Annotated in this window: 25 protein-coding genes and 1 pseudogene; 13 read left to right on the forward strand and 13 right to left on the reverse strand. The window is 63.8% G+C overall.

The genetic code is table 11. The features are described from left to right. Positions 1-129: 129 nt before the first annotated feature. On the forward strand, positions 130-630 hold the full coding sequence (locus BJI47_RS05455; RefSeq protein ID WP_088942776.1) for a YajQ family cyclic di-GMP-binding protein: 501 nt from the start codon (positions 130-132) through the stop codon (positions 628-630). A 57-nt stretch (positions 631-687) separates the two neighbouring features. Here BJI47_RS05455 and htpX read toward each other — a convergent pair whose 3' ends face one another. Together htpX and BJI47_RS05465 are read right to left on the reverse strand one after the other, a co-directional pair. After that, positions 688-1,551, reverse strand: a complete 864-nt coding sequence (htpX, locus tag BJI47_RS05460; protein ID WP_088942777.1) for a zinc metalloprotease HtpX — start codon at positions 1,549-1,551, stop codon at positions 688-690. A gap of 73 nt (positions 1,552-1,624) precedes the next feature. Continuing rightward, complete coding sequence (locus BJI47_RS05465) at positions 1,625-2,644, reverse strand: polyprenyl synthetase family protein (RefSeq protein WP_088942778.1); 1,020 nt, start codon at positions 2,642-2,644, stop codon at positions 1,625-1,627. Between the two features lie 174 nt (positions 2,645-2,818). On the opposite strand from BJI47_RS05465, the gene BJI47_RS05470 reads away from it, so the two are divergent. Beyond that, the gene (locus BJI47_RS05470; protein ID WP_088942779.1) at positions 2,819-4,063 is read left to right on the forward strand and encodes a geranylgeranyl reductase family protein; all 1,245 of its coding nucleotides are present in this window, start codon (positions 2,819-2,821) and stop codon (positions 4,061-4,063) included. Between the two features lie 6 nt (positions 4,064-4,069). Here BJI47_RS05470 and BJI47_RS05475 read toward each other — a convergent pair whose 3' ends face one another. From BJI47_RS05475 to BJI47_RS05485, 3 genes are all read right to left on the reverse strand, one after another. Continuing rightward, entirely contained in the window at positions 4,070-4,762 is a 693-nt protein-coding gene (locus BJI47_RS05475) for a demethylmenaquinone methyltransferase (protein WP_088942780.1), read from the reverse strand. A gap of 16 nt (positions 4,763-4,778) precedes the next feature. Then, the gene (locus BJI47_RS05480) at positions 4,779-5,915 is read right to left on the reverse strand and encodes a glycosyltransferase family 1 protein (RefSeq protein WP_217808509.1); all 1,137 of its coding nucleotides are present in this window, start codon (positions 5,913-5,915) and stop codon (positions 4,779-4,781) included. A gap of 75 nt (positions 5,916-5,990) precedes the next feature. After that, on the reverse strand, positions 5,991-6,434 hold the full coding sequence (locus BJI47_RS05485) for a DUF3592 domain-containing protein (protein WP_254900403.1): 444 nt from the start codon (positions 6,432-6,434) through the stop codon (positions 5,991-5,993). A gap of 64 nt (positions 6,435-6,498) precedes the next feature. Between BJI47_RS05485 and BJI47_RS05490 the strand changes: the two genes are divergently transcribed. After that, positions 6,499-7,017, forward strand: coding sequence for a DUF2505 domain-containing protein (locus tag BJI47_RS05490; protein ID WP_088942781.1), 519 nt, complete (start codon positions 6,499-6,501; stop codon positions 7,015-7,017). Here BJI47_RS05490 and menD read toward each other — a convergent pair. Beyond that, positions 7,014-8,624 (reverse strand): 2-succinyl-5-enolpyruvyl-6-hydroxy-3-cyclohexene-1-carboxylic-acid synthase, encoded by a 1,611-nt coding sequence (gene menD / locus BJI47_RS05495; protein WP_088942782.1) that lies wholly within the window; start codon positions 8,622-8,624, stop codon positions 7,014-7,016. The two genes, BJI47_RS05490 and menD, sit on opposite strands and share 4 nt — an antisense overlap. Before the next feature lie 168 nt (positions 8,625-8,792). Between menD and BJI47_RS05500 the strand changes: the two genes are divergently transcribed. Together BJI47_RS05500 and BJI47_RS05505 are read left to right on the forward strand one after the other, a co-directional pair. Beyond that, entirely contained in the window at positions 8,793-9,386 is a 594-nt protein-coding gene (locus BJI47_RS05500; RefSeq protein WP_088942783.1) for a flavin reductase family protein, read from the forward strand. A gap of 61 nt (positions 9,387-9,447) precedes the next feature. Then, entirely contained in the window at positions 9,448-10,866 is a 1,419-nt protein-coding gene (locus BJI47_RS05505; protein WP_088942784.1) for a DUF2252 domain-containing protein, read from the forward strand. A 49-nt stretch (positions 10,867-10,915) separates the two neighbouring features. Here the strand turns inward: BJI47_RS05505 and BJI47_RS05510 are convergent, their stop codons facing one another. The 3 genes from BJI47_RS05510 to BJI47_RS05520 all read right to left on the reverse strand — a co-directional run bounded on the left by BJI47_RS05510 (position 10,916) and on the right by BJI47_RS05520 (position 13,334). After that, positions 10,916-11,362, reverse strand: coding sequence for a hypothetical protein (locus BJI47_RS05510; protein WP_088942785.1), 447 nt, complete (start codon positions 11,360-11,362; stop codon positions 10,916-10,918). Between the two features lie 362 nt (positions 11,363-11,724). Continuing rightward, complete coding sequence (locus BJI47_RS05515; protein ID WP_088942786.1) at positions 11,725-12,708, reverse strand: o-succinylbenzoate synthase; 984 nt, start codon at positions 12,706-12,708, stop codon at positions 11,725-11,727. Next, the gene (locus BJI47_RS05520) at positions 12,705-13,334 is read right to left on the reverse strand and encodes a PaaI family thioesterase (protein WP_088942787.1); all 630 of its coding nucleotides are present in this window, start codon (positions 13,332-13,334) and stop codon (positions 12,705-12,707) included. The genes BJI47_RS05515 and BJI47_RS05520 overlap by 4 nt, the downstream gene beginning before the upstream one ends. A 72-nt stretch (positions 13,335-13,406) precedes the next feature. Here BJI47_RS05520 and BJI47_RS05525 point away from each other — a divergent pair, with 72 nt between their 5' ends. The 4 genes from BJI47_RS05525 to BJI47_RS05540 are packed head-to-tail and all read left to right on the forward strand — an operon-like array spanning position 13,407 to position 16,366. Then, positions 13,407-14,300 (forward strand): 1,4-dihydroxy-2-naphthoyl-CoA synthase, encoded by an 894-nt coding sequence (locus tag BJI47_RS05525; protein WP_084346377.1) that lies wholly within the window; start codon positions 13,407-13,409, stop codon positions 14,298-14,300. Positions 14,301-14,321: 21 nt separating this feature from the next. Beyond that, positions 14,322-15,458: a GGDEF domain-containing protein gene (locus BJI47_RS05530; RefSeq protein WP_088942788.1), complete on the forward strand. Its 1,137-nt coding sequence runs from the start codon at positions 14,322-14,324 to the stop codon at positions 15,456-15,458. Between the two features lie 42 nt (positions 15,459-15,500). Further along, positions 15,501-15,938: a hypothetical protein gene (locus tag BJI47_RS05535; protein WP_088942789.1), complete on the forward strand. Its 438-nt coding sequence runs from the start codon at positions 15,501-15,503 to the stop codon at positions 15,936-15,938. A gap of 41 nt (positions 15,939-15,979) precedes the next feature. Beyond that, a complete protein-coding gene (locus BJI47_RS05540) occupies positions 15,980-16,366 on the forward strand; it encodes a VOC family protein (RefSeq protein WP_088942790.1) in 387 nt (128 codons plus the stop codon). Here the strand turns inward: BJI47_RS05540 and BJI47_RS05545 are convergent. Both BJI47_RS05545 and BJI47_RS05550 read right to left on the reverse strand, forming a co-directional pair. Beyond that, the gene (locus BJI47_RS05545) at positions 16,333-17,637 is read right to left on the reverse strand and encodes an EAL domain-containing protein (protein ID WP_088942791.1); all 1,305 of its coding nucleotides are present in this window, start codon (positions 17,635-17,637) and stop codon (positions 16,333-16,335) included. The two genes, BJI47_RS05540 and BJI47_RS05545, sit on opposite strands and share 34 nt — an antisense overlap. Before the next feature lie 76 nt (positions 17,638-17,713). Then, entirely contained in the window at positions 17,714-19,054 is a 1,341-nt protein-coding gene (locus BJI47_RS05550; protein ID WP_254900404.1) for a hypothetical protein, read from the reverse strand. Between the two features lie 150 nt (positions 19,055-19,204). Between BJI47_RS05550 and BJI47_RS05555 the strand changes: the two genes are divergently transcribed. From BJI47_RS05555 to BJI47_RS05570, 4 genes are all read left to right on the forward strand, one after another. Further along, positions 19,205-19,549 (forward strand): DUF3349 domain-containing protein, encoded by a 345-nt coding sequence (locus tag BJI47_RS05555; RefSeq protein WP_088942792.1) that lies wholly within the window; start codon positions 19,205-19,207, stop codon positions 19,547-19,549. Then, a complete protein-coding gene (locus tag BJI47_RS05560) occupies positions 19,550-19,825 on the forward strand; it encodes a DUF3349 domain-containing protein (RefSeq protein ID WP_088942793.1) in 276 nt (91 codons plus the stop codon). It abuts the gene before it with no gap. Between the two features lie 10 nt (positions 19,826-19,835). Next, complete coding sequence (menE, locus tag BJI47_RS05565) at positions 19,836-20,984, forward strand: o-succinylbenzoate--CoA ligase (RefSeq protein WP_088942794.1); 1,149 nt, start codon at positions 19,836-19,838, stop codon at positions 20,982-20,984. A 156-nt stretch (positions 20,985-21,140) separates the two neighbouring features. Next, positions 21,141-21,914, forward strand: a complete 774-nt coding sequence (locus tag BJI47_RS05570) for a PIG-L family deacetylase (RefSeq protein WP_088942795.1) — start codon at positions 21,141-21,143, stop codon at positions 21,912-21,914. 3 nt (positions 21,915-21,917) lie between these two features. On the opposite strand, the gene BJI47_RS05575 is transcribed toward BJI47_RS05570, so the two are convergent. Further along, complete coding sequence (locus BJI47_RS05575) at positions 21,918-22,451, reverse strand: LiaF domain-containing protein (RefSeq protein WP_088942796.1); 534 nt, start codon at positions 22,449-22,451, stop codon at positions 21,918-21,920. A gap of 129 nt (positions 22,452-22,580) precedes the next feature. Beyond that, a pseudogene (locus BJI47_RS23655) lies at positions 22,581-22,706 on the reverse strand (2,3-dihydroxybiphenyl 1,2-dioxygenase); the annotation flags it as partial. Between the last annotated feature and the right edge of the window lie 168 nt (positions 22,707-22,874).

Below are 22,874 nucleotides of genomic sequence, written 5' to 3' on the forward strand. Positions count from 1 at the left end.
CCTCGATGCGGTTTGAAGAATACAACGTACGTGCCCCTCGAACGCAAACCGGGTGCATAGAGGCCATGCAAGCGGGCTAACGTCGGGGTAAGTGCCTTACGCAATTCGATTCGACACAGGAGTAGTCAAGTGGCAGATTCGTCCTTCGATGTAGTGAGCAAGGTCGACCGTCAGGAGGTCGACAACGCAGTAGGACAAGCGGCGAAGGAGCTCTCGACGCGCTTCGATTTCCGCGGCTCAGACACGACGATCGAGTGGTCGGGCAGCGGTGAATCGGAGGTGATCGTCATCACGTCCGAGAGTGAAGAAAAAGTCAAGGCAGCGCTCGACGTGTTCAAGGAAAAGTTGATCCGCCGTGACGTCTCGCTCAAGGCGTTCGAGGCCAACGACCCGGCACCATCCGGCAAGATCTACAAGGTCACCGGCAAGCTGGTACAGGGAATCACCACCGAGAACGCGAAGAAGATCACCAAGAAGATTCGCGACGACGGCCCCAAGGGCGTCAAAGCACAGATTCAGGGGGACGAACTTCGCGTCAGCAGCAAGAAACGCGACGATCTGCAAGCCATTCAGTCGATGCTCAAGGGCGAGGACTTCGGCATCGCATTGCAGTTCGTCAACTATCGGTAGGTGATCGACGTAGGTGGTGGGTGGGAGCTACCTGAGCTGGACCTGCCACCTACGTCATCAACCGCCCATAGCCATTCGCTCGAGTCGCTCGATTCGGTCCGCCATCGGCGGGTGCGTCGAGAAAAGCCGCCCGATCTTCTCTCCCGCTCTGAACGGGTTTGCGATCATCAGGTGCGACTCCGCAGCTATACGCGGCTCGGGCGGCAATGGGGCGGCCGCAATGCCGCGCTCCAACTTGCGCAGTGCCGACGCCAGTGCGAGCGGATCACCGGTGAGCTCGGCGCCCGACTGATCGGCCTGATACTCCCGCGACCGCGACACCGCGAGCTTGACGACGGTTGCCGCGATGGGACCGAGCAACGAGACCAAGATGAGCGCGATCGGATTGGCGGCGCCCCCGTTTCCGCGGCCACCGAACATCGACGCGTACAGCGCAAAGTTCGCAAGACCGCTGACCACTGCGGCCATCGCCCCTGCCACGGAAGAGATCAGGATGTCTCGGTTGTAGACGTGAGAAAGCTCATGCCCCAGAACGGCTCGGAGTTCCCGTTCGTCGAGGATCGCCAAAATACCGGTGGTGCAGCACACAGCCGCGTTCCTCGGGTTGCGGCCGGTGGCGAACGCATTGGGACTGTTGGTGGGACTGATGTAGAGCGCAGGCATGGGCTGATGCGCGGTGGTGGCCAGCTCGAGCACGATTTTGTACATGGCGGGTGCCTCGAGCTGAGTCACCGGCTGGGCATGCATCGATCGCAGCGCGAGCTTGGCGCTGTTGAAATAGACGTAGCCGTTCATTCCGACGGCAAATACGATCGAGCCGAAGAGTATGACCGGGCTCCGAAACAGTGCACCGATGAATACGATCAGCGCAGACATCCCGACCAGCAGCCCGAACGTCTTTGCCCCGTTTGCGAAGCGCAATGGTGCCTCTTCCTCGAGTGTCGTGGTTGTTCACTGTGAGAACGTCCACGACACTCGACAAGGTTCCCTGCGGTCAGCCCACCCGCTCGACGGTGTAATGGACCAGGCGTCCCAGCGCGTCGTTTGCGGCCCCCTGCGGGAGCTTCGCCAGCTCGGCATAGGCCTTGTCGGCGAACTCCTCCAGCGTGGCTTTGGCCTTTGTCATTCCTGGCGAGCGTTCCAGCAACTGGAGTGCCTCCGCCAACTCGGCGTCGTCGGTGACCGGCCCATCCAGAAGTACTCGCAGACGGTCGCCATCGACGCCCTGCTCGGCCAGTGCGTAGAGCACCGGCAGAGTGTGGACACCTTCCCGCAGATCGGTGCCAGGAGTCTTACCGGACTGTTCCGACTCCGAAGAGATGTCGATGATGTCGTCGGAGATTTGAAAGGCCGTGCCTACGGCGTCGCCCAGGCGTTCGAGGCCTGCGACATGGTCACTGTCGCCACCGGAGAACGTCCCGCCGAATCTTCCGCACGCAGCGATCAAAGACCCGGTTTTCTCCCACACGACCTTGAGGTAGTGCGCAACGGGGTCCTGGTCCGCTTTGACACCGATCGTTTCGCGCATCTGCCCGGTGACCAGCTCCGCGAACGTCTCGGCAATGATTCGAACGGCTTCGGGGCCGAGAGTGGAAACCAGGCGCGAGGCGTGCGCGAAGAGGTAGTCACCTGCCAGGATCGCGATGCTGTTGCCCCATCGTGCGTTGGCGCTCTCGGCGCCGCGTCGCATCGAGGCTTCGTCCATGACGTCGTCGTGGTAGAGCGTGGCCAAGTGGACGAGCTCGACGACCGTCGCCGCGGTCACCACTGATTCGTCAGCCGGATTTGGTCCCAGCTGGGCAGTCAGCACGGTGAACAGCGGGCGGAAACGCTTTCCACCGGCCCGCGCGAGATGCAGCGCGGCCTCGGTGAGGAAATCTTCGCCGTCGGACAGTTCCGAGATCATCAGATTCTCGACGCTGACCAAACCTGCGGCCACGGTTCGTGCAAGCTCTGGATCGACCAGATCCACCCCGGCAACGACCGTCGATCCGGCCGCGTCGTCTGTGCTCACGTTTGTTGGTCCTGTCCTCGGTGTCTTGAACGGATCTGAAATCTCGTTTGCTAGTCGGCGCCCCCGAATACCCGCCACTACCGTAGTGAATCTAGTGCGCGCTGTGCCCACAAGGTGCTTCACCCCACGTCCGGGCGCGGTGGGCTGCGCCGCGGTCCACTGCATACTGGATCTGTGTCCACTACTGCGGAGTTTCCCACCGAAGCCGAAGTGCTGGTAATCGGCGCAGGCCCCGCTGGTTCGGCGGCCGCTACCTGGGCGGCGCGCGCCGGTCGGCAGGTAGTTCTCGCCGACGCCGCGACGTTCCCGCGTGACAAGACGTGCGGCGACGGCCTGACCCCGCGTGCCATCGCCGAACTCGACCGCCTCGGTCTGGGCGAGTGGGTCCGCGGACGCGCCGAGAACCGTGGTCTGCGACTGTCAGGGTTCGGTCAGGAACTACAGCTCGAGTGGCCGGGCGGCTCACTTCCGACGATCGGCAGCGCTGTCCCCCGCTCGGAGCTCGACGACCGAATCCGTCGCACAGCGGTCGAGTCCGGCGCTCGGATGTTCCAAGGCGCCAAGGCGGTGTCGGTTACACGGAACGAGCGGGGTGTCGAATCGGTCACCTTCGAGCACGGCGGTATGGAACGCACTCTCACATGCAAGACGCTGATCATCGCCGACGGCGTCCGGTCCTCCCTCGGAAAGAAGCTGGGTCGGCAATGGCATCGGGACACCACCTTCGGGGTGGCCGCTCGTGCCTACATTTCTTCCGGCCGAAGCGAGGACCCATGGATTTCCTCACATCTCGAGCTGCGCGACGGCGAGGGAGTGCTGCAACCGGGTTATGGCTGGATCTTCCCGCTCGGCACCGGCGAGGTGAACATCGGTGTCGGCACACTTGCGACGGCCAAGCGGCCCGGGCCTGGCGCATTGCGTCCGCTGCTGGATCTGTACACCGAGCAGCGTCGCGCGGACTGGGGACTGACCGGTGACCTTCGGGCTGTGGCATCGGCCCTGCTCCCGATGGGTGGCGCGGTGTCCAACATCGCCGGAAAGAACTGGGCGATCATCGGCGACGCGGCTGCGTGTGTTAATCCGCTCAACGGTGAAGGGATCGACTACGGGCTCGAGGGTGGCCGATTGATTGCGGACATGCTCGACGAGAACGACCTGAGCGAGGCGTGGCCCGCGCTCCTTCGCGAGCACTACGGGCAAGCATTCTCCATAGCCCGGCGACTCGCAGGTCTGCTCACGGTCCCCCGATTCCTCCCCGCAACGGGACCTATCGGCATGCGTTCGACAGCTCTGATGAAGATCGCAGTGCGGGTGATGGGAAACCTCGTCACCGAAGCAGATTCGGACCTCGTTGCACGTACGTGGCGTGCATCGGGCAGCGCGTCACTGAAAGCAGACTCCCGACCGCCGTTCAGCTGACGCGAATCAGCGAACAGCGCGATGCAGGGCCACGACCCCACCGGTCAGGTTCCGCCACTGCACGTTCGACCAGCCGCTGTCGGCGATGCGCGTCGCGAGTTCGTCCTGCGTGGGCCATGCCCGGATCGACTCGGCCAGGTACACGTACGCGTCGGGGTTGCTCGATACCGCGCGAGCGACCGCGGGCAGCGCTTTCATCAGGTATTCCATGTAGACGGTGCGGAACGGCCGAAAGACGGGCGTCGAGAATTCGCAGACGACGAGCCTTCCCCCGGGCTTGGTAACGCGGGCGATCTCACGTAGTCCGGCCTCGAAATCCGAGACATTGCGCAGTCCGAAGGAAATGGTTGCGGCGTCGAAGCTCGCGTCGGCGTAAGGCAGATGCATCGCATCGCCAGCCACCATCGGTACCGGGCGACCGGAACCTGCCTGCAACATCCCCTTCGAGAAGTCGGTGGCAACGCACCACGCGCCACTTCGAGCGAGTTCGACCGTCGACACCCCGGTCCCAGCAGCCAGATCGAGAACTTTCTCGCCCGCTTTCAGATTCAGCGCGGCGCGCGTTGACTTCCGCCAGCTCCGGTCCTGACCGAAGGACAGCACGGTGTTGGTGATGTCGTAGCGACGGGCGACGCCGTCGAACATCGATGCGACTTCGTGTGGGTCCTTCTCGAGCGTTGCACGCGAACTTGTAGGCACGTCTCGAGCTTACGGGTCATGCCGTTCGGAGCGCGGCGCGGTTTTCCCAACCGAGGACTTCGCCGTAGTGCTCGAGAAGTTCGTCGCAGATCACGGGCCACGTGCGGTGCAGCACGGACCTCCGTGCTGCCTCACCGAACCGTGCGCGCGTCTTCGGCGACCCGAGCGCCGACACTGCGCTCGGTAGGAGTTCGGAGAACCGGTCCACCGGCAGCAGATACCCGTTTCGGCAGTGCGTGATCAGGTCTCGCGGTCCACCTGCGTCGGGTCCGACGACGGGAAGCCCACTGGCGAGCGCTTCCTGAACCGCCTGACAGAACGTCTCGTGTTCCCCGGGGTGAACGAAGATGTCGAAGCTCGCGTAAGCCTGAGCCAGCTCTTCGCCTCCGAGCTGCCCGGTGAAGATCGCCGACGGCATCAGCTTCTCGAGCGCACCCCGATCCGGGCCGTCACCGACGATCACGAGCTGGGTGGCGCCGCTCAGCGAGGCAAGCCGCTCGAGATGCTTCTCCGGTGCAAGCCGTCCGACGAACCCGACGATGAGTTCGCCGCTCGGTGCCCATTGTCTGCGTAGATCTTCGCGGCGTGCGGACGGTGCGAACCGGACAGCGTCGACGCCTCGGGCCCATCGATGCACCCGTGGAACGCCGTGCTGCTCCAATGCCTGTACCGCGGACGAGGACGGCGCAAGCGTCCGCGCCGCACCTCGGTGAATCCGACGCGTCCACCGCCACACCGCTTTCGACGTCAGACCGAGCCCGTAGCTTTCGGCGAACCCAGCGACATCGGTCTGGTAGACCGCAACCGAGGGAACGCCGAGCCGTTTGGCGGCCGCCATCCCGCCCGCGCCGAGGACGAACGGCGACGCGAGATGCACGATGTCGGGGTCGAACCCGCGCAGAGCCGCCGTCAAGGAAGGCCCCGGTACCCCGACGGGGAGCGAGCTCACCCTGGGCACCATGACGGCCGGCACCCGGTGGACCGGGATGCGCCCGTGCACAGTGGCTGCCCGCGGGTTGCCCGATGGATTGTCCGGCGCGAAAACCATGGCTTCGTGGCCGGTCCGTTCGAGATGCTCGAGAACTCGAAGCACCGAGTTGGTGACGCCGTTCATGTTGGGTAGGAACGATTCCGCAACGATGGCTACTCGCACGATCCTCAGTGTGCGCAACTTCTTCGGCTGCCAGGGAGCGTCGACGTTACGGGCGAGCGAAGTTCACACGAACGGCTACCGATCGGCTTCTTCACGCCGACGAAGAAGCAGTTGCGCCGGGACAGCAATCAGCCAGGTCACGACGACTACCGATGCGGCCGGGATGATCGCAACGCTCGCATCGCGTCCGGATACGCGAACGAGGTCGGGATCGGCCTTGTTGTATTCGACGTCGATTCGTTGTCCGGCAATCAGATTGGTCGGATAGAGCACACCCAGTTGCGGATTGTGGGTGACACCGTCGGGAGTGATGAAGCTGACCGCAGAGCGGAGTCTGCCTGCCGAGAGGACCTCGGCCGTCGCCGTTCCCTCGTCGGAGGTGATCGTGCGATCGTTCTGCCACGCGGCGACGACCAGAAGAAACGCCAGCACGGAAATTCCGATTGCGATGACGAGAACCGAAATCCGCGTACGAGCCAACCCCTTGTTCGGTCCGTCGGCACTGTCGGGGGCGTCCACGTCGATAGAGGTTACTTCCCGAGTTCGGCGCACAGGTGGGCGCCTGAAGGTAGCCTCTGCTGACATGTCGCGCGACTTCGAGTTCACCATTTCCTCCGAACACACTCCCGCCCAGGTCTACCAGGCACTGACCAGCGAGGAACAGTGGATGGCCAGGTTCGCCAAGGCCGAGAAGACCGAGGGATACCGGCTGACCAGTCACGAAGACGGCGGTCTGACGGTGGACATCTCGGAGGAAGTCGGTGTGACCGAGTTGCCGGCATTGGTCAAGAAGGTCATCAAGGGCACCCTGCTGATCACCCGGTCCGACCATTGGGGCCCGCTGCAGGGTGACCACGCGGACGGCACCTTGACGGGCGGATCGTCTTCGCTCCCCGCAAAGGTCGCAGGCACGTTGGCTCTGCGGCCTGCAGGCACCGGGGCGGTACTGACGGTCAAGGGCAGTTCGACGGTCAAGATTCCACTCATCGGCGGCAAGATCGAGTCGCTCGTCAACGACATGATCAAGGACATCATCGACACCGAAACCCAGGAAACCATCGATTGGGTTTCCGCACAGCAAGATCCGAACGACTCCCCCTAGAGGCGAGCGCGAATCCCCGCATGCAACTCCCGTAGACCCGAACGCTCGGTGGTGACCTCGAGGACGCGGATTCCATCGGCATTGCCCTCCAGCAGAACGGCAAGCTCCGCCGTGTCGACACTGCGATGCGGGATGCGGTACGCCGCGCACAACGCTGCCAGATCCATGCCGTGAGGAGTTCCGAACACTCGCTCGAAAGCACCGGCGTACTGCGGATCCCCCTGCTCGAGAAGTTCGAAGATGCCACCACCGTCGTCGTTGGCGACGACGATCGTCAGATCACTGGGCCGTGGCTCCCCCGTACCGATGAGCAGTCCGGACGCGTCGTGGAGAAACGTCAGGTCGCCGAGTAGCGCAATCGTGCGACCCCCACCTGCCAGCGCCGCCCCGACAGCCGTCGAGACCGTGCCGTCGATGCCCGCGACCCCACGGTTGGACAACACGGAAATGCCTTCAGTCGGATAGCTCACCAGGGCCGCGTCGCGAACCGGGTTCGAGGCTCCCAGCAGCAACCGATCGCCGACGCGCAGCGAGGACATCACCGTTGCGGCGACGTGGAGTCCCGTCGGCTTGGGATGCGCATCGAGCTGATCACGGACGGCGTGGTCCGCCTTCGCGGACAGCGTCGCGCAACGTTCCAACCAGGCCGCCCTCGGCGTCCCCGACACGAGCGCGCGGGTGCCGGTGGCAAGGACGTTGCCGGACACGTCGGGCCACCGCGGACCCGTCGTCAAGGCGAAAACGTCGACAGCCGGATCGGCGAGCACTTTCGAGACGGTTCGATGCAGTGTGGGACGTCCGGTGATGATCACCTGACGCGGCTTCAGCTGCGACAGAGCCATCGGATGCAGAGGGACGCCATGCAAGGGAGCCGTCGGTTCCGCGACCGTCGGCAAACCTGCCAGTTCGGGCCGTAAGGCTGCGCCGTGACCGGATACGACGATCGTGTCCACGGTGAGATCGATATCGACCGGCACATCGAGAGTTGCCTGCTGGGTCGTCGTCCAGGCTGCGCCGTCGGGACGTCCGAGAGCGGCGGGCTCACGGTCACCGATATCGGGCACCAAAGGCTCACGTAGCGGAATGTCGAAATGCACCGGGCCGGCGTTGCCCGATCGAGTTCCGCGCGCCGCCGCCAGCACCCTGCACACCGCGCTGCGCCACTGACTGTTCTGTCCGGACCCGTCCTCTGCCAGGCCCAAGCTGACCGTGGCTCGCACCTGACTGCCGAACAGCCCCAACTGCTCGATGGTCTGATTCGCGCCGGTGCCGAGCATCTCGTAGGGCCGGTTCGCACTCAGCACGATGAGCGGCATTCGTGCATAGTTCGCTTCGAGAACGGCTGGCCCCAGATTGGCGACTGCGGTTCCGGAGGTCATGACCACCGGAACAGGACGACCCCCGGCCAGAATCAACCCGATCGCAAGAAATCCCGCGGTGCGCTCGTCGATCCGCATGTGCAACCGCAGCACGCCTGCAGCGTCGGCTTCCTGTAGCGCGAACGCGAGCGGAGCATTACGCGAGCCCGGGCACAGCACGACCTCACGAACACCACCCCGAACCAGCTCGTCGACGACGGCGGTGGCCTGAGCACTGGACGGATTCACATCTCCAAGGTTGTCAGATTCGACGCGGCGCGGCCTATTCGGCCCACTCCTCGATTCACTGGAACAGTCTTCGAATCCCAGGCCGGTCCTTCGAACAACCGATGCCGCCTGCTTCGAAGTCCACTGCACTACCGGCGGGTTGGCCGAGGACTTTGACACAATGAACCGATGCGCACCATCTTCCATCCGTCCGAAATGCCCCCGAGCGGCTTCTATCGCGTGCTCACCGCCTCGGTCGTGCCTCGACCCATCGCCTGGGTGTCGACACTGTCTTCGGAAGGCGTGGCGAACCTCGCTCCCTACAGCTTCTTCTCGGTGTCCTCAGCCAATCCCCCGGTAGTGCAATTCACCTCCGTAGGCCGAAAGGACAGCCTGCGGAACATCGAAGCAACGGGCGAGTTCGTGATCAATCTCGCATCCGAACCCCTCATGGAACAGGTGAACGCTTCGTCCGCCGATTACGAGCACGGCATCAGTGAACTGGACGAACTCGGCATCTCCCACGAGCCCAGCGAGAAAATCTCTCCCCCTCGCGTCGCCGAATCACCGATAGCCATCGAGGCAACCCTGCATCGGATCATCGAAGTGGGTGACTCCTTCGTCGTCATGGGCAACGTCGTCGCCGTCGCCGTGCGCCCCGAATTCCTTGCCGAAGACGGCCTACCGTCGTTCGCCGACATCGCCCCACTCAGCAGGCTCGGCCGAACCGAATGGGGGCTCCCACCTCGGGTGCGTTCGATCGATCGCCCCACGCGCCCCTGACGCCGCCGCCCACTGCACGACCTGCCCCATCTCCGAGACAGCCAGGTCCTAGAGTTCACCTATGCCCAACGCTCCCCATGGCCACGCCGTCGTCGCCGGCATCGGCGAAGACGACAAACGGTCTTTTGCGACGTTGCGGGCTCGTCCGACGCCGAGGGCCGAGCGATACGAGCTCGGTCGGAGCCTGCGCGAGAAGGTCTCCCGCGAATCGATGGGCGACTGGACCGCGCCCCCCGACCGACCGGATCCGATCCGGCAGATCGAGTTCTCGCACGACGGTCGCATCGACTGGCTGATACCGGTGCGCGTAGAGCGGATGGCCGAGTCTCCGTACGGGTTCCTCCGCGGGACTGCGATCGTCATGGCACGAGACGTCGCACTGTTGCCGTCCACGGGAATCACCCCGATCATCAGCGGGGACTCGCACCTGGGCAATTTCGGGTTTTACGCCTCCCCCGAACGCGACCTGGTGATCGATCTCAACGATTTCGACGAGGCACATCCGGGCGGTTGGGAATGGGATCTACGACGCCTCGCCGCGAGCATCTGGGTGGCCGGGCGGCAGAACGGCCGTACCGAACCCCAATGTGAGGAAGCCGTAGTCGCCTGCGTCCGCTCCTACCGACTCGAAGTGTCGAGGCTGGCCGACGAACCGCTGATGTCGCGGTCCTTCCAACGCCTGACCGCCGAGAAACTGGAAGCGGACGTCACCGAAGGGTCGTTGCGCAAGGAGATCAAGCGGGCATCGAAGAAGGCGCGGCGAAGTACCAGCGATCGTGCGCTCCCCAGATTCACCTTCGAACACGAGGGGCAGCGCCGCCTGGTCGAGGAACCACCGATCACCACGCGCATCCCTGCTCGTGACGAAGAACTGCTCGCCCAAGGACTCGACGAGTACCTGGGGACCTTGTCCCCGCATTGGCGCCGCGTGCTCGGTGGCTACACGTTGATCGACGTCGCGCATCGCGTCGTCGGCGTCGGCAGTGTGGGCCTACGTGCCTACGTGGCGCTCCTGGAAGGCAGCAGTCCCGACGACGTCGTGTTCCTCCAACTCAAGCAGGCACGACGCTCGGTCCTGGCCCCCTATGTCCACGGTGAGTCCGCGTGGCATGCACACCAGGGCCAACGCGTCGTGGAGTACCAGCAGGATCTGCAGACCGTGAGCGATCCACTGCTGGGATGGACGACCATCGACGGGCGCCAGTACTACGTGCGACAGTTCCGCAACATGAAGGGCACCATCGACCTGTCCTCGATCGACGCCCCCGCGCTCGTCGACTATGCGGGTGTTGTCGGCAGACTGCTGGCGAAAGGTCACGCCCGAACCAGCGGGGCCTCGATGATCGCCGGCTACGTAGGCACATCCGACGTTCTCGATGTCGCGCTCTCCAGATTCGCGCGGCTGTACGCCGACCAAACCGAGGCTGATCATGCACTGCTGTTGAAAGCGATCGAGAACGGCCGCCTCGCAACGAGGTGAGGGGGATACGTCCTTGCGGACGTACCCCCCTCACTCCAGACGAAGTCGCCTAGCCTGCGTACTTGGTGACCAGGTCACCGACGCGCGGCAGCGCCTCGGCAACATTCTTCTTCGCCGAGCCACGAAGACTCCCGTAGAACTTCTTCACCACGCTCTTGTCCGTCTCATCGATACGCTCGTCCGTGACCGCCAGCAACGCGTCGGAAGCCTGATCCGAGTTGGCGACGAGGTAATCCGAGAACGACCCCACCGGAGCAGCATTGTACGACTGCCACAGCGGCTCCAACTTGTCCACGAACTCCGGCCACAGCTGTTCGACGGCCCGCTCGATGTACGACGGTCCGACCTTCTTGACCGCCCCGTAGCCGCCCTTGACGGCCAAGCCGCTCGCGCCCTTCTTGTCCGACACCTCCGCGTCGATCAAAGCCAAGACATCATGCAACAGGACATCGCGCTTGGACTCGTCGAGCAACGATTCCTTCAGTGCAGCAACCACTTCGAAATTCCTCCCAGATCTTCACGTTCGGCGAACGACGTGGGAAAGGGTACCTCAGGATTGTTTCCCCGGTACTCCACAGGCTGAACTCCCGATTCCCTGGTCACTCCGCCCAACTTGGAAAGGTCACTCCGCAGGCTGCGCGCCCCCCAACACCGGAAAGGTCACTCCGCAGGCTGCGCTCCCCCCCAACACCGGAAAGGTCACTCCGCAGGCTGCGCTCCCCCCCCAACACCGGAAAGGTCACTCCGCAGGCTGCGCTCCCCCCAACACCGGAAAGGTCACTCCGCAGGCTGCGCTCCCCCCCCCAACACCGGAAAGGTCACTCCGCAGGCTGCGCTCCCCCCCCAACACCGGAAAGGTCACTCCGCAGGCTGCGCTCCCGCCCAACACCTCCGCACCCGCTCGCGCCACCACAGCGCCCGATCCTCCGGTGCCGCCAGCGCCGTCAACCTCTCCGGGTCGGGCTCGACAGGCTCGACGCGCACAGTGCCGTCGAGAAGTTCCTGCGCGGCGACGACATCGGATTCGAACAGACTTCCGGTGCCGAGTCCGCAGGCGAACTCGAGTTTCGGGATGGCCGCCGCGGCAGCAAGTCCGGATGCCATACCGACAGCGGAGTCCAAAGCGCTCGATACCACCACGGGAACCCCGTATTCGCCCAATTCACCGGCCAGCTCCAGCAACGCGCGCATCCCGCCGAGCGGCGCCACTTTGAGTACGGCGATATCGGCTCCCCCAGCTCGAACGACTCGCAGTGGGTCCTCGGCGCGCCTGATGCTTTCGTCTGCTGCGATCCGAACGGCCGGTAGACGTCGCCGAACCTCGACGAGTTCGGGCACCGTCGCACACGGCTGTTCCGCATATTCGAGTTCGCCGTCGTCGAGCAACCTCGACAGGACCTCCACGGCCTGATCGACGGTCCAGCCTCCGTTCGCGTCGACGCGTACCCGCGGCACGAGTGCACGCACGGCACGCACGCGATCGACGTCGTCGGCGACGCTCTGACCCTTCTCGGCCACCTTCACTTTCGCGGTGTCGACGCCGGGGAACCGTTCGAGAATGGCCGGAACCTCGGCTGCGGCCACCGCGGGCACTGTCGCGTTGACACGGACCCGCTCGCGGTACGGCGCAGGCGGCCCTTCCCAGGCACTTTCGATGGCAGAGCGCAGCCACGCGGAGGATTCCTGGTCGTCGTACTCGAGGAACGGCGAAAACTCACCCCAACCGGCCGGCCCTCGGACCAGCATCACTTCGCGGGTGGTGATACCGCGAAACTTGGTGCGCAACGGAATCGACAGGACGTGAGATCCATCGAGAAACTCCTCGACGGATGGCTGGTTCACTGCTGCCCCTCCAGAAGCTGCAGCATCAGTGCATTGCAGTCGGCAAGAACGTTCCCCTCCAGATCGCGGAGTACGGCGTTGATGAACGTCTTGCGGCCCTCGACGCGGTCGACACTGCCCTCGACGACGAGTTCGGTGTCCAACGGGGTGATCTTGCGGTAATTGACGTGCAGGAATGCGGTCCGACTGATGGGCCTGCCGTAAGCATGTTGAATCAACCCCAGCATGTCGTCGAACAGCAACGGGAGCGTGCCGCCGTGCGCAGCTCCGTTTCCGCCGAGGTGATAACGACGGAACACGCCACGGCTACGGACTCCTTCGGCATCGAACTTCTCGATGGTCCACGGCAGCATCAGCAGCGAGCCGCGGCCGGGAAGGGTCATCACACGACCGGCAGGCGCCACTCCCTCCGGCACCTGGAACGGCTTCAGTAGATCGATCAATGCTTCGACCCGTTCGGCCGCCTCGACAGTTGCCTCCGGCGTCGGCGCGGCACTCACCGCCAGATCCTGAAGCGTTCGCAACCCCTCCACGAGCCTGCCGTATTCAGGCCCGACGTCGGCTTGTCTGTACTTCGGAAACCCGCCGTGGCGCTCGTACTGGTCCTGGCCTGCCTGTTCGCTCATTCCAGCACCGTAACCCGTATTCGAGACCCGGGTATTCGCGACGTACCGATCGTGGCGCTCTATCGTGGCCAGGTGACCTTCACTCCTTCTCTGTGGCAAACCGTTCCCGGCTTCGAAGACCTCACCGATATCACGTACCACCGTCACGTACGTGACGATACGGTTCGCGTCGCGTTCGATCGGCCCGACATCAGGAACGCATTCCGTCCACACACCGTCGACGAGCTGTACCGCGCACTCGAGCATGCTCGGATGAGCTCCGACGTCGGCACAGTGTTGCTGACCGGTAACGGACCGAGCTCGAAGGACGGCGTGTGGTCGTTCTGTTCCGGTGGTGACCAGCGGATCCGAGGCAGAAGCGGATATCAGTACGCCGACGGTGAGACTGCAGAGACGGTGGACCGAGCACGCGCTGGCCGACTACACATCCTCGAAGTGCAGCGGCTGATCCGCTTCATGCCCAAGGTCGTCATCTGCCTCGTCAACGGCTGGGCAGCGGGCGGTGGCCACAGCTTGCACGTCGTATGCGATCTGACTCTCGCCAGCCGCGAGCACGCACGGTTCAAGCAAACCGACGCTGACGTCGGCAGCTTCGACGGCGGTTACGGCAGCGCGTACCTCGCCAAGATGGTGGGACAGAAGTTCGCTCGCGAGATATTCTTCCTCGGCGACACCTACACGGCCGAGGACATGCATCGCATGGGTGCGGTCAATCGCGTCGTAGATCACGACGAGCTCGAGAACGTGGCCATCGAATGGGCCGCGAAGATCAACGCCAAGTCGCCACAGGCGCAGCGGATGCTCAAGTATGCGTTCAACCTGCAGGACGACGGCCTCGTCGGTCAGCAGTTGTTCGCGGGTGAGGCGACACGGTTGGCATACATGACCGATGAAGCCGTCGAAGGCCGCGACTCGTTCCTCGAAAAGCGCGATCCCGACTGGTCGCCGTTCCCCCGCTACTTTTAAAAAAAGAGTCGACACCCCCTCATGTCCCCCTCGCGCCAAGCTCTACGCAGTCGTCGGCCGCCGGCCGTCGGTGCCAGGAAGGCTGTCATCGAGTGGTTCACGGCAGCTCACGATTACGAATGGATGCGCGAGTTCCAGAACTCCCATCCATCGGGCAAGGTCATCCGATTACTCATCGCGCTGTCGATGATCAACGTCAGCGTCATGTCCTTCGTCTCTTTGTTCGCCGACGGGGGGCCGAGCGGTGCTGCCGCGACGATCTGGACGTTGACGCTGTGCATCACCAACCTGATCATCGCGGCACTGTGGCTCCTGTTGCCGTTCCCCGGGAGACTCGGGGTCGTTCTGTTCGCGTTGTACGCAGACCTCGGCATCACCTCTGCACTGGTGTTGATGGAGCTGGGCAACGCTCTGCTCGGTTGCGTCCTGTTCGCGGTGATCGGCGGTTTCGTCACGTTCTTCGTGAGTCCGCGATGGGTCGTGCTGCACCTTGGTTTCGCATCCGCCGTCGTACTCGGTATCGCCGGGGCCTTGTATCTGCAGGGCCGGATGGACACGCTGAACTTGGCGGTCCGAACCAACGTGGTATTGCTCGCGATCATGAGTGTGCCGATCACCTCGCACATCTTTCTGACGACATTGTCAGCGGACGCTCGGAGCTCGGTCCTCGATCCGCTGACCGGACTTCTCAACCGCCGAGGACTGACGACAGCCATCGAGGACCTGCTGCCGCAGGGACAACGCCACGGCTGGTGCGCCGCGGTGGTGGTCGTAGACATCGACAGTTTCAAGTCGGTCAACGATATCTACGGCCATGACGAGGGCGACGCCGTCATCTGCCGCGTCGCGGAACGCCTGAGCGCTCATGTGTCGAGATACGGGATCGTGGGCCGTACCGGCGGCGAGGAGTATCTGGCAGCCGTCGTCACCTCGCGGCTGCACATCGATGCTTTGATTCACGGCGTCAGACGTGCCCTCCATGGCGCGAACGACGCAATACCGGTGACGGTCAGCATCGGAGCCGCCATTCTCTACGCCGAATCCGATCTATGGACCGACAGCGCCGATCCCGTCGGTACCGCGACTCGCGTGGCGGATTCGATGATGTACGAGGCCAAAGCTGCCGGCGGCAACCGAGTGGTGACCACCCTGATCTGAGGAGCCAGGTTCGGAATAAGCTGGTGGGGGCATGCCTGCGTCATGAGCAACGATTCTCAGCACCCCGAGCCCCGCCATGTACGGCCGGAGAACACCTCCGACGACACCGTCGAGGCGATCGGAAAGGTCTCCGAGGCCCTCGAAACCATCGAACGGGCCCGCGGCCACCTCTATTCGTTCCATCAGCTGATGGGTCATGCCGATCTCCAACTCGGCGAGGCAGTCGCCGCCCTGAGGGAGGCCGGGCATCCCACGCAGGCGGACAGGCTCGAAACCGAGATGGTCGGACGCAATGCGATCGACGGACGATGGTCGTTCCAAATCGTCGAGGAATTCGACGATCTCTACTGGTCTCATTTCCGAAGCCACGAGCAACAGGTGCGGGCCGAACTGCAGGAAGGAAAGCGGCACGTATTCGAGGCCGAGATGAAAGAGTCGCGCAGAACTCACAACGCGCCCGGACACGAGGCGACCCCATGACGGCGACCGACGCGTCGAGACATATGTGATATCGATGGGGTGTGGAGATCTTGAGTAGTCGAACGATTCTGCGCCCTACCGACTACCAGCGCACCCTCGCGTTCTATCGGGACGGCCTCGGGCTGGCAATACATCGCGAATACAGCGCCGGCACCGTTTTCTTCGCCGGCCAGAGCCTCATCGAGCTCGCCGCACACGGCGGAGCGAGCGGACCGACGTCGTTCGACGGCGCATTGTGGTTGCAGGTTCGTGATATCGAGTCCGCCGCGGCCGAACTGCGTGCTCGCGGGATTCCGATCGAACGAGCAGCTAAAACGGAGTTCTGGGGGTTGACGGAGATGTGGCTACGCGACCCGGACGGCGTCGACATCGTGTTGGTGCAGATCCCGGCCGATCATCCGCTCCGCCGCGATGTGCGCGGGGACTGACCACCGCTGAGCAAGCGGAGGACCGCGCCGGCCGATTGCGGGTGTGACCAGAGGAAACCTTGGGCAAGCGTGCACCCGAGTTCGAGGGCGATATCGGCCTGTTCGCGCGTCTCGATACCTTCGATGATCATCGACAAGCCGAGCTCCCTCGTGACTGTCGAGATGGCACCGAGCAGAGCTTTGCCGCGAGGAGTATTCACCAGCCGAGTCAGCCCACCATCGATCTTGATTCCATCGGGTTCGAGGGTGACGAGCCGTTCCAGGGAAGACCAGCCGGAGCCGAAATCGTCGAGCAGTACACGGAAGCCGAGTGCGTGTACGTCGTCGATATGTCGTCGAATCATCGGACCGTCGGTCACCGCGGAGGTTTCGGTGAGCTCGAGTGAGATCAAACGCGGGTCGAGGTCGGACTCGGAGACCGCGCACTGCAACTGCGCAACAGCGTCCGGGTGGGCCAGATGACGACCGGACAAGTTCACGCTCAGTCGCAACCCCGGCCGAAGTTGCTGCCACGTCTCCGCCGCTCGTACGGCCTGCCGCAGAACCTCCAGGTCGACGTCGATGATCAGTTCGCTCGACTCGGCCAGTGGGACGAAGTCTGCCGGGGAGACCAGGCCGTTCGTTGGATGGTGCCATCTCGCCAACGCCTCGAAGCCGTCGATCTCCTCGGTCCGAAGATCGACGATCGACTGGAACCACGGCACGATCTGACCGCCCCGCAGAGCACCGGCCAGGTCGACGTCACTGTCGGGCTTGGCGATGGTGGAACCGACGCGTCGATGCAGGTCCAGTTGCTCCTCGAGAACGGACGCAAATTGCTCCAGCTTCTGCAATTGGCCGTCATCGACCTCCCGCGACTGTGGATCGATCAAGCACAGTGTCCCGATCACCAAGCCTTCGCGACCACGAAGCGGGACCGACGCATACGACTGCAGTCCGACCTGACCGAGAATGTCTCGTTGTCGCTCGGTGGCATCGACGCGAGTGCGGGAAATCAGCGCCGACTTACCACTGCGGACGACGTCGTCGCACAACGTCATGGAGCGTGCCACCGTCGACATCGGCGGCCCACCGACGTTGACCAGGGTGTACATAGTTTCATCGTCGAGTACGTTCAACTGCGCAATAGCGAATCCGACGCTCTTCGCTGCCAGTTCGACGGTGTTCCGAAGGGCCGGAGTGGTTGCCTCGACATCGAGGTAACGCCTTGCCGAATCGCTCTGCCTGCGCGCCCGCGGTCGCAGATTGGGCGACATGGGATTGTGGTCCACCGGCGTCTCCCTGCTCTCCGCGCGGTCCGACCGAACTACGTGTGCGTCCAGCCTAGCCGTGCGCGAGATCGACAAATCAGATAGACGGAAGCCGCGTGTGCAACAGGCGGTGTCGGAGGAGCGCTGCCGCGAGTCGAACGCCGTCGGGCGACGGGGTTTCCGAGAACTGTCCGGACCGCGAATCAGGGAACGAAAACGCGCCCAGAGCCGTGAGTTCGGCTGTCATGACGTCGGCGAGTGGCTCGATGTCGGCGACGCGAGGAGATTCACCGCTGTGCGTCCACCCTTCGGCCGCCAGCAGAGCCGAGGTGAGTCCGGTGGTCTCGACCGGTCTACGTCCTCGGGCGACCTCGCCGAGCACCACTTCGGCTGCGATGGTTTCCGGGTGGTACTGGGTTCCGACCAGCCGGGAAACGAGGGTGCGCCACATCCGATCGGCACTCATTCCACGGGCCCGGGCCGTCGGCACCAACCGACCGTGGTGTTTGCGAACCAACCCGAGCCGCAGTAAGAGGCGCCGAACGGTCAGGACCGGTGCTGTCTCGCGTTCGGAGCCTGCAGGAAACGGCCATTCCCTCGGCGACCACAGGGTGCCGATTGCCCGCTCCACGACCGAGTCGGGAAGAAAACCGGTGTCGGTCAGTGTGATGCCGTCGCCGACCAGGTCGAGGATGCCTTCGAGTCGACGAACGCATCCGAAAGCAGGTTCGTTCGCACTGTGCAGTTCCTCGGTCAGTCCGCGATAGAGCTCGGCCCTCGGGGTGCTGTAGGCAGACCAGATCGCGATCCGGTGATCGAGTAGCTGTTCGAGAAGCACACCCCCGAGTCGCTCGGTGCGCAGTACCGCGTCGGTCATACCGCGTCGACGAGCGGCCAGTGCACTTGCCTTCAGGGGCGGTGCATGAAGTCGAGACGGCATGAACTCGCCGGCAACCGTAGCGACTTCGAGGGTTTCCCCGATCAGGTCGACGATGGCTCGTTCGGTACCTTCCGGTGCCTGCTGCCAGGTGACCAATTCGGTGTCCGCCGGCCCGATTCCGGATTCGGCAACGGCTGTCAGGTACTGCTCTTGCCAGGTTGCCTCGTCGACCGCCGAGAGCAGAGTCCGCGTCTGCTCGCTTCGCGCGATGTCGGCGTATCTGGCGTGGCCGAGCCGGTCGAGCAGATCGGCGAGCGCCCGCGCTACTTCCCACGACCGGTCCCGATCCTCGCCGAGGAGGCGTAGATGCAGCCACAGAAATGTTTGCACCGAAGTCTGTGTGGGACCGGAATCCGGAGACGCAGCCTGTAGTCCGTCCCAGCCGATGCGGGCGTCCGCGCCGGACGCCGGATCGACGGAGTCCAGGTACGACAGCGCGGCCGCGACAGAGTCGTCCCGCCCACCGAGCTCACCGCCGATTCCGTCGTCGAATTCCACGGGCTCCACTGTCCCACAGCCGTCGCGGAGAGCTCGGTCGGTACGACGTTGACGCAGACCTCGCCAAAATTGGACAGACTTCCTCGACAACACGTTCGGAATTTCTGTCTTCTGATCCACTTCGCTATCCGACCAGGAAGGACAAGCATCATGACCGACCCCAAGACCACGTTTCCCGCATCCGTCCTCCAATGGTTGCGTGCCGGCTACCCGGAGGGCATACCTCCGAAGGATCGGTTCCCCCTCGTGGCTCGGCTGCGTCGCGCCGAATTGACCGACTCTCGAGTACACGAGGTCGTACTCGGCTTGGTCGCCCCCATCGGTGGCGCACTGAGTGACGGGGCGATCTCCAACTACGAGATCTCGGAGTACATCATCTCGGAGTACATCAAGGAACTGATCGACACCGAGCCGACCCCCGAGGACATTGCTCGCGTCTCGGCCCGACTCGCTGCAGGCGGATGGCCCCTCGCAGATCCGATATCGCTGAAGTAAATGGCGGTTCCTTCGTTCTCACCGCGATCCTGGATTGACTACATCCCGTTGCTGGCATTGCTGGCCCGCAGACTGTCCGATGACGAGGTTCATTCCGTCATGGACGCGCTCATCGCCGACGGGCAACTTCCCGCGGACAAGGCGGGTATCGCGGTGACCATAACCAAGGTCACCAACGAGATGCCACGCGAAGAGGACATCGATCGGGTTCGGTCGAATCTCACGACGGGCGGATGGCCTCTCGCCGATCCGTTCACACTGGGAACATCCGATTAGGCTCGCCGATGTGGACATGCTCGAAGAACTACCTATCCCGACCGGACCAGCCGCAGCAGATCTGTTACCACGGCTGAGCGACGTACTCGACGGGAATTGCCCTGCGGTACTTCCGCTCCCGGCATCCGACGCGCGAGAGATCGCCCGGTTGCGCGACGCTTTGGCTCCCGGCACGCCGATCGATTCCGCCGCCGCTCTCGTCGTGGCCACGTCCGGCACCACCGGAATCCCGAAGGGTGCAATGCTCTCCGCGGCAGCGTTGCGGGCAAGTGGCACTGCCACGCACGAGCGCATCGGCGGCCCCGGCTCATGGCTGTTGGCGTTGCCCGCCCATCACATCGCCGGCCTACAGGTCTTGCTACGCAGTGTTCTCGCCGGCACCGATCCGGTGATACTCGACGTCTCCACCGGCTTCGACCCGTCGGCGCTGCCTGCTGCCGTCGGCGCGCTCGCCGGCCCGCGTCGATACACCTCGCTCGTTCCCACCCAGCTCGTCAAAGCGCTGGACCACCCTGCTGCCGTCGAGGCACTCGCATCGTTGGATGCGGTGCTACTCGGTGGCGCAGCCGCACCGGTGCCCCTCCGCGAACGGGCGGCCGCAGCCGGAATCACCCTCGTCGGTACTTATGGGATGAGCGAGACCGCCGGCGGCTGCGTGTACGACGGTATGCCGCTCGATGGCGCCCGGGTCCGGATCGACAACGGCAGGGTCGTACTCGGTGGGGCCACTCTCGCGCTCGGCTACCGCGGCATGCCCACTCACCCTGCCTTCGCCGAGCCGGGGTGGTTCCGCACCGACGATGCCGGAGTTCTCCTCGACGGGGTGCTGTCGATACAGGGCCGCCTCGACGAGGCCATCACGACCGGCGGACTCACCGTCGTGCCGCAGGTGGTGGAAGCCGCACTCTCGACGCATCCGGCCGTGCAGGAGTGCGCGGTGGTCGGCCTGGCCGACGAGCGCCTCGGGCACCGCGTCGTGGTCGCTGTCGTCGGCGGTCCAGTGACATTGGCGGCGTTACGCGAACACGTCGGGAGCACCTTGGACGTCACCGCCGCACCCCGCGAGCTGTACCTGCTCGACTCCCTTCCCACCCGTGGCCCCGGCAAACTCGATCGGGCGGCGCTGCGTCTCACGCTGGCCGGGCTGACGCCGTCGTAGGTCTCGCTGAGGGGTGAGCGCGCACCGTTTTTGCAAACCGGAACACCATTTCGATGTCCGAGGACGGGGGTGCGGTTGGCAAAAAGGGTGTGCGCTCGGTGTGCTCCTACTCCACCGAGTAGGAACTGCCGGAGCGTTCGTGCAAACATTTCGGGCATGAGCACTCTGGTCTGCTTTCACGCCCATCCCGACGACGAGGTCTTCACCACCGGCGGGATCATGCGTCTCGCCGCCAACGCCGGTCACCGCGTCGTTCTGGTCATCGCAACCGACGGTGCACTCGGCGAGTTCCCCGACGGTATCCTCCGCGACGGCGAAACCCTCGTCGAGCGACGCAGGTTCGAACTGGAGAGCTCCGCGTCAGTGCTCGGCGCCGACCGTGTGGTGATGCTGCACTATGCGGACTCGGGGATGGCGGGGACCGTCGAGAACGACAACCCCGACGCGTTCTGCAATGCCGATGTGGATGCGGCCGCGCGAAAGCTGGCCGACGTCCTCGAGGAAGAGCAGGCCGATGTCGTCACGATCTACGACCCCAACGGTGGTTACGGGCATCCCGATCACATCAAGGTGCATGTCGTGGGTATGCGTGCGGCCGAACTAGCAGGCACCCCGAACGTCTACGAGGCAACGACCAATCGCGACCATATGAAGGCTCTCGTTATGGCGAACCCGAATTGGTCGGAGGAGAACTCTCCGCCGGATCTCGATTCGTTCGGCCTCCCGGAAGCGGAGATCACCACGATCGTGGACGTCAGCGCCGCGATGGACGCCAAGCGGGCAGCGATGCACGCCCACGAGACTCAGGTCGGCGACTTCGGACCGTTCCTGGATCTGCCGCTCGACATGCTCACGGCTGCCTTCGGCCGCGAGTGGTTCCGCCGTGTCGGCGCCGAGCACGGTCAGACGGAGACATCACTGCCGATGTGACGGTCAGCGTGCGGACTGCACTTTCAGGTCACCGAACATCGAGAACGATCGGATCTTGATGGTGGGCGCATACGGGCCCGGGTCCACCGAGCCCGTATCTATGTCGCGATCGCCGAGGACGTCGAATCCTCCGATCTCGACGTTCACGCCTTCGGGCACGATCAGCTCGGAATCGCCGAAGAGCGAGACGATGGTGATGGTCGATTCGTTGGAGCCGATGATCGCAGACCGTAGATCCAAGGTGAGGTCACCCATGATCAGCATTGCCACTGTCGACTTCGCCAAAGCCCATCGTCCGGCGCGCTTCACATCGCTCAACAGGCACAGGATTTTCGACTGAGATTGAGCGCGCGTCGGAATGGGTTCCACCGTGTTGGGCGCAATGGCATCGAGTTCGTTCTGCTTTGCCGTCGGCGCCCACACCACGGCAGCGTGTTCTGAATACTGAGCAAGCGTCAGCCTCCCCTGGCCGACTGCTCGCTCCAGCCTCGTTTGTGCAGCACCACGGGCATTTTCGAGCTCATTTCCCTCAGACATAGTGCACAGGGTACGTCCAGTCGATAGGCAACCAACCAACTACCGATGTCGGATCCACCGTTGATCGAACAGTCCACGAGAGTGAGCTGCTGTGGATGCACACATACCCACGTGCACCGGGAACTTCAGCTTCGTCACCTCATCGAGTGCCCGCCCGACTGCGTCCAGCTGGTCGACTTCGACCATCACGTGCACCAGTCCGGGATCTTTGCCCTCGGGTACCGGCATCAGAGCAAGGCTGTGATGCCGCTCGTGAAACCGAGTTCGCCTTCGACACAAAGCTATTGCGTCTGTTCGACCACCGAAGCGAATCCTTCCGTGCATCGGGAGATCCGGACAAGTTTTGTGGAATCCGATCGAGCGAGGGGCACTCTCGATCAGTCCGCTCAGTAGGAGTTGCAGTGTTCTACGAGTGTGGAGTGG

Origin of the sequence: Rhodococcus sp. 1168 (genome assembly GCF_002091955.1) — a bacterium.
Lineage (GTDB): Bacteria > Actinomycetota > Actinomycetes > Mycobacteriales > Mycobacteriaceae > Rhodococcoides.